The sequence below is a fragment of the Caldicoprobacter sp. genome, assembly GCF_047459465.1.
Classification (GTDB): domain Bacteria; phylum Bacillota; class Clostridia; order Caldicoprobacterales; family Caldicoprobacteraceae; genus Caldicoprobacter.
Genome location: NZ_VSCO01000111.1, coordinates 1 through 6,141, shown reverse-complemented (window position 1 = coordinate 6,141; position 6,141 = coordinate 1). Strand labels below are relative to the sequence as shown.

General features: G+C 46.4%; 8 protein-coding genes. All 8 read right to left on the bottom strand.

Features of this window, described 5'->3' with window-relative positions:
* Positions 1-1,340: 23S rRNA (uracil(1939)-C(5))-methyltransferase RlmD (rlmD, locus tag FWJ59_RS07315; RefSeq protein WP_414481296.1), on the bottom strand; the 1,340-nt coding region annotated here is incomplete at its 3' end.
* Positions 1,341-1,594: 254 nt separating this feature from the next.
* Positions 1,595-2,479, bottom strand: a complete 885-nt coding sequence (locus FWJ59_RS07310) for a LysM peptidoglycan-binding domain-containing protein (protein ID WP_414481295.1) — start codon at positions 2,477-2,479, stop codon at positions 1,595-1,597.
* Between the two features lie 114 nt (positions 2,480-2,593).
* A complete protein-coding gene (locus tag FWJ59_RS07305) occupies positions 2,594-3,550 on the bottom strand; it encodes an asparaginase (RefSeq protein ID WP_414481294.1) in 957 nt (318 codons plus the stop codon).
* Positions 3,547-3,966: an acyl-CoA thioesterase gene (locus tag FWJ59_RS07300; RefSeq protein WP_414481293.1), complete on the bottom strand. Its 420-nt coding sequence runs from the start codon at positions 3,964-3,966 to the stop codon at positions 3,547-3,549. The genes FWJ59_RS07305 and FWJ59_RS07300 overlap by 4 nt, the downstream gene beginning before the upstream one ends.
* Before the next feature lie 43 nt (positions 3,967-4,009).
* Positions 4,010-4,969 (bottom strand): 6-phosphofructokinase, encoded by a 960-nt coding sequence (gene pfkA, locus FWJ59_RS07295; protein ID WP_414481292.1) that lies wholly within the window; start codon positions 4,967-4,969, stop codon positions 4,010-4,012.
* Positions 4,970-5,014: 45 nt separating this feature from the next.
* Positions 5,015-5,215 (bottom strand): hypothetical protein, encoded by a 201-nt coding sequence (locus FWJ59_RS07290; RefSeq protein ID WP_414481291.1) that lies wholly within the window; start codon positions 5,213-5,215, stop codon positions 5,015-5,017.
* A 28-nt stretch (positions 5,216-5,243) separates the two neighbouring features.
* Positions 5,244-5,486 (bottom strand): trp RNA-binding attenuation protein MtrB, encoded by a 243-nt coding sequence (mtrB, locus tag FWJ59_RS07285; protein ID WP_414481290.1) that lies wholly within the window; start codon positions 5,484-5,486, stop codon positions 5,244-5,246.
* A gap of 26 nt (positions 5,487-5,512) precedes the next feature.
* Positions 5,513-6,141 (bottom strand): OB-fold nucleic acid binding domain-containing protein (locus FWJ59_RS07280; protein ID WP_414481289.1); only part of this gene is annotated, 629 nt, incomplete at its 5' end.

Here is a 6,141-nt window from a genome sequence, read left to right as displayed (position 1 = left end):
TGCGTAGTATGCGGAAACATGTCCACCGCTTGCACCTCGAGCACCTTATACCCCTGCTCGGCTAAAAACTTCAAATCCCTCGCAAGGGTTGCCGGATTGCAGGACACATACACAATCCTTGGCGGTGCCATACGCGCTAAAGCCTCCAGCACCGCTTGATCACACCCTTTTCTAGGCGGGTCCAGCACCACCACGTCGGCATGTATCCCCGAATCCACCATCCGAGGGATGACATCTTCGGCTTTCCCTTCTACAAACTCAACATTAGATATGCCGTTTATCCTGGCATTCTCCCATGCGTCCTGCACCGCTTGAGGCACTTCTTCTATGCCATATACTTTACGGGCATTTCGCGCCAACAACAGCGAAATAGTCCCTATGCCACAGTATAGGTCCATGACAATTTCTGTCCCATTCAAACCTGCATACTCCAACGTCTTGCCGTATAAAATCTCGGTCTGCACCGGATTTACCTGGAAGAATGAAAGGGGGGATATCTTGAAGGTTAATCCACCAAGAATATCGGTAATATAGTCCTGCCCCCACAGGGTGATGTTCTCCTGCCCCAGGATTACGTTGGTCTTCTTAGGGTTTATATTCTGCACTATGCTGGTTATGCCCGGTATATTGTCCTTCAAAAGCTCCACCAGTTTATCCTTATGCGGTAAGTTCCTCCCGTTTGTTACAATGACCACCATCACATGCCCGGTTTTAAAGCCTACCTTGGTTACCACATGGCGTATAACGCCTCGGTGGGCACTTTCATCATATACGGGTATGGAATAGCTTTGTATAAAATCCCGCATAATTCGTATTACACTATCGTTGATCCGGTGATTTATTATGCACTTATCCATATCAACGATATCATGGCTTCGGGGAGCAAAAAAACCAATGGCTAATGAACCGCCAGCCATCCCCACGGGGAACTGTGCCTTATTGCGGTATCTCCACGGATTATCCATCCCTATGGTTTCATGTACCTTTACATCCGTGATGTTCCCTATGCGTTGTAAAGTATCGCGCACCCGACGGGTTTTAAACTTTAGCTGGGCACTATATGAAAGATGCTGAAGCGAACACCCGCCGCATCGTTTTGAATAAGGACATGGTGGACTCACCCTATCGGGTGACGGTGCAATCACCTCCAGCAGCTCACCGTATCCAAAGTTCTTGCCCACCTTTAAAGCCCTGATCCTTACCTTTTCCCCTGGTAAAGCGCCCTCCACAAACATGGTAAACCCGTCTATTCGCCCTATACCCTCGCCGTCAACGCCTATATCTTCAACCAGCATCTCATATTCCCGATTTTGTATAACCGGTATATCTCTTTGGTTCATCGATTTCCTCCTCTATTTTAGGATGTTTTGCTAAGATGTTTATTGAAACGGTGTGTAACCAGCACACACCTTAATTTATTTTAACACATCTTATATTTTTGCAGAACTTCCCTGTTCGTATCCATATCCGACAGCTTATAAACCGGTATTTCAAACAATTACATGGATTTAGCTTGCTTTATTAAAAGGTTAAAGAAAATGCGAAGGGGTCTAATGAAGCATGTAGACCCCTTTTACCTAAATACACTTCACATTTACACGGGTATACAAATCCTCTGACCTATCTGCAACCTATTGGGATCCACACCCGGGTTAGCCGCCATTATGGCATCCACCGTGGTGCCAAACCTCCTTGCAAGGCTGAAGAAGGTATCGCCTGCCCTTATGATATACGGCATCGTACCGGCAGGGCATCCAGATGGTGGCGCAGTTCCTGGTATGCATATCGTCTGACCTATTTGCAGCCTATTAGGATCTACGCCCGGGTTGGCAGCCATTATGGCAACTACCGTGGTACCAAACCTCCTCGCCAGGCTGAAGAAGGTGTCGCCTGCTCTCACCACATACGGAAATGTGCCTGCAGGGCATCCAGATGGTGGCGCAGTTCCTGGTATGCATATCGTCTGGCCTATTTGCAGCCTATTAGGATCTACGCCCGGGTTGGCAGCCATTATAGCAGCTACCGTGGTACCAAACCTCCTTGCAAGGCTGAAGAAGGTGTCACCTGCTCTCACCACATATGGAAATGTGCCAGCAGGACAGGTATCAACCGGTGGTGCAGGTATACAGATGATTTGTCCAACCCTCAAGCTGTTAGGATCTATACCTGGATTGGCTTCCAAAATGTCATCCACCGAAACGTTAAACCGCCGTGCAAGGGAAAACAGCGTATCCCCCGGTCGTATGGTATAATAATTCCCTCCAGGACAAGGTGGCAAGAATGGCTGAGGTATGCATATCGTCTGACCTATTTGCAATCGATTGGGGTCAACGCCTGGATTAGCAGCCATTATGGCAGCTACAGTTGTATTAAACCTTCTCGCTAATGAAAAGAAGGTATCTCCTGGCCTTATGATATATGGCACTGTGCCCGCAGGGCATTGTTGTAAAGGATAATAATAGCCCATAGGATATTCCATGTTTCGATTACCTCCCTTATTGGCATTTCTATCACTACAATATATTCAGGGAAGTAACGAACTGTTACCCATGGGCTGCCTAAAAGCAATGATGCTGTTGGAAACTACTCAATCTCATCCCAATCTAAACTTCACTTTACGCATCCCAATTACCCTGCCGTTATCATTTTTGATTTCACTGGGGAAGACCGCCCTTAATCTCTGTATCGTTTCCTTATTATCATACCCAATCTGCTCGAGTATAGAAGCAATGATAATACCCCACTCATCGGAAGAGCCATCCTCGATTTTTAGGACGAACCCCAACCTCTCTTTCTTAAGCCCAAAACAGTAGACCCCCATGGCTCCACCTTTGGCCACAATATTATCATCCTGAAGCAATAAGGAACACACGCGATTGGTACCGGCTATCATCTCAGGATAAGCGTTCATAAGGCTGGTTATCTTCTCCACAGCAGCTCTAACCTGCGCATCCCTGATAAGGTCAGGACAAGCCAACCTGAGATAGGCATTGGCGATGAAAATAAGCGGCATGGCAAAGACCGGAACGCCGCAACCATCGACTCCAATCTGGATATCTTCTTCTGGATAGCCGGAAATCATAGCGATGTGCTCCTTGATGAGCTGCTGGACGGGATGCTCGATGCTCCAGTAGTCCTCCATCTTATATCCCAACTCTTTGCATAGCATCAATATCCCCAAGTGCTTGCCGGCGCAATTGTGGTATATTCTCCTGGGCTGGGCACAGCATATCAACAGGTCTTCTGGAATACCCGTCTTTTCCATTATGGATTCAAGCGCCTCTATATGGAAGGGTTCAGCCATATGAGAGGCGCAGAGTATTGCAGCCTCTCTACCCTCCAGGCCGTACTTTTCAATCAGTCCCATCTTAAATACCGGAATGGCTTGAATAGGCTTGGCAGTAGAACGCATAAAAGTTATCCGCTCGGGTTCCCCCACTGAATAGACCACTTCGCCGCTATTCGAGATACCGCATATAAACCCTCTATGTACGTTTTCCACTATTTCTCCCCTGTATTCTTCAACCAATACCTCGCTCAAATCATTCACCCCTCTATACATTCCATAAAAAATTTATACAGCTCAGAATCCACCTTCTTTATATTGACAGGCTTGAGGTTTGCATCTGTGATGGCATGCACTGTATAACCTTTTGCCAGCAACACCCCATCCTCTTCTCTTATCACCTCGTATTCCATCTTCAGCCTCACACCTTTAAAATCAGCCATATGCGTGCGTATAACAATGACATCGTCATATTTGGCCGGCTGTTTGTAAAAACACCGGGCTTCTATGACAGGCAACATCAGCCCTTTCTCTTCCATGCTGCGGTAGGTCATGCCTCTCGCGCGCATATATTCGCTTCTGCCAATCTCGAACCAGGTATAATAATTCGAATGATGAACCACGCCCATCTTGTCGGTTTCTTTATAGCGAACTCTAATCTTGGTATCGACTACAATCATTATACCATCTCCAAAAAACAGATAACGTATAAATTAGTGCAAATTAGATGGATAATATCTTTGCCAGCTCATACATCTCACAATCGAAATCCTTTTTCATGGACAGCGCCTCATCGATGTCATAGTCAACTATTTGATAGCCGCGTATCGCAACCACCCTGTTACCCTTACCGCTGAGCAACAGCTTGACGGCATGTGCTCCCATTCGGCTGGCGAGTATCCGATCTGCAGCCGTAGGACTGCCACCGCGCTGAATATGCCCAAGCACGGTGACTCTAACCTCAAGCCCCGTCTTCTCTTCGATCTCCTTGGCCAGCTGGAATGAATTCTTTGTACCCTCGGCCACGATCAATATATGGGATACCTTTCCCCTATTTTTCCCCTCTATGAGACGCCTGCATATATTATCAACGTTAAAAGGTATCTCAGGCACAATTATATCTTCAGCTCCGCCGGCCAGCCCCGCATATAAGGCTATATCGCCTGCATTACGCCCCATGACCTCAATGATATTTACCCGCTCGTGGGAAGTCACAGTATCGCGGATCTTGTTTAAGGCATCGAGAACGGTATTCACGGCCGTGTCAAAGCCGATGGTAAAATCGGTGCAGGCTATATCGTTGTCGATGGTACCTGGGATTCCCACCACAGGTATTCCAAATTTGCTCAAATCCCTTGCCCCTCTAAAAGAGCCGTCACCACCTATAACTACTAACCCGTCGATACCGAAAATCTTGATAATGTTATAGGCCTTCTTCAACCCTTCCTCTGTTTTAAATTCTTCGCAGCGGGCGGTGTGCAATATGGTTCCCCCGCGGTGTATGATCTCCCCTACCGAGCCAACATCCATTTCCTCGATTTCACCGCGTAGCAGCCCATTAAACCCCCTCTTTATCCCCAAAACGCGTACTTTATTGTAAATTGCGGTTCTGACAACTGCACGGATGGCAGCATTCATCCCCGGAGCATCTCCACCGCTGGTCAAAACGCCTAGGGTTTTCATATAATCTTATTCCTCCCATTCATCAAATGAAATCATATATTACAGCTATAAATACTTGTTCTCAATCAACACCTTTTGAGCCTCGCTTGCTTCAGCCTTTGGAACCATTATCTTATAATAATTATTTTCAGGATCAACATTTTTGTATATGGGTTTTATCTTAAACAAAAACCCTTCCTTTGTCAAGAGAGCCCCTATCTTATCGGACATCTCCTTACCCTGGGCCATATACACAACCACCCACATTGCAAGGTCCTCCTTCTTTGCAAGACGATCAATCCTGATCCCTGCCGGATATCAGTTCCCCATACTTTGTCAAAATTCTAGCTTTGCCCCGCACTTTTATGGCTGAGGTATTCTCAGTAAATTGGGCTATCATCACCTCTCCTTTGTCCAGCTTTTCAGTATGATGGAACTTGGTATCCTTGCCTCTTGTCATGCCAATGATGCTCACCCCGTCTTCTTGCGCCAAAACGCATATATAATCGCCCAAAACAACCTCATTACCCATAACCATCCCTCCTTAAGATTGGTAGTTTAACATTACCCGATTAATTTTACGCAGTTTTGCCCCAAGACATCTGATAGAACTTTTAACAGTTCGGGGTGTCCTTCAACCCAAAGATCCCGGTTTGCTAGAAATTTTTTCCCCGTCGACTCAATGAATAGATATACGGGTATATTCCCATGGTATCTGCGTAAAATGGGGCATATCTGCCTGTCTATGTCTATCCTGCTTCCCTTTTCAATCTTCAAATATAGCCTCTTATTTTTTGAAGTTCTGACAAGGGGCCGTACTTCATCTAATATAATCTTTGGGTCCTCATCTTCCCTAAGACTGAGCCTACCATTTATTATGACAGCGCTGTCCTCTTCAAGCAACGGCCGATATTTCTCATACGTGCTAGGGAAAACTATGACCTCCACGCTGCCATACAGATCCTCCAGAGTGATAAAGGCCATTATCTCATCGTTACGGGTGGTTTTGAGCTTTTTGCTCACGATGATGCCGCCTATTGTGAACGGCGAACCATCGGCCAGCTCGCTGTCCATCGCCATGGGGCCATGTTCTGATTCGCTTTCTGATACTTTAAGCCCTCGCAATTCCAGGGTGGTATTCATGGTATCCAGTATATCCTTAAACTCGCTTAAGGGATGTCCGCTTATATATA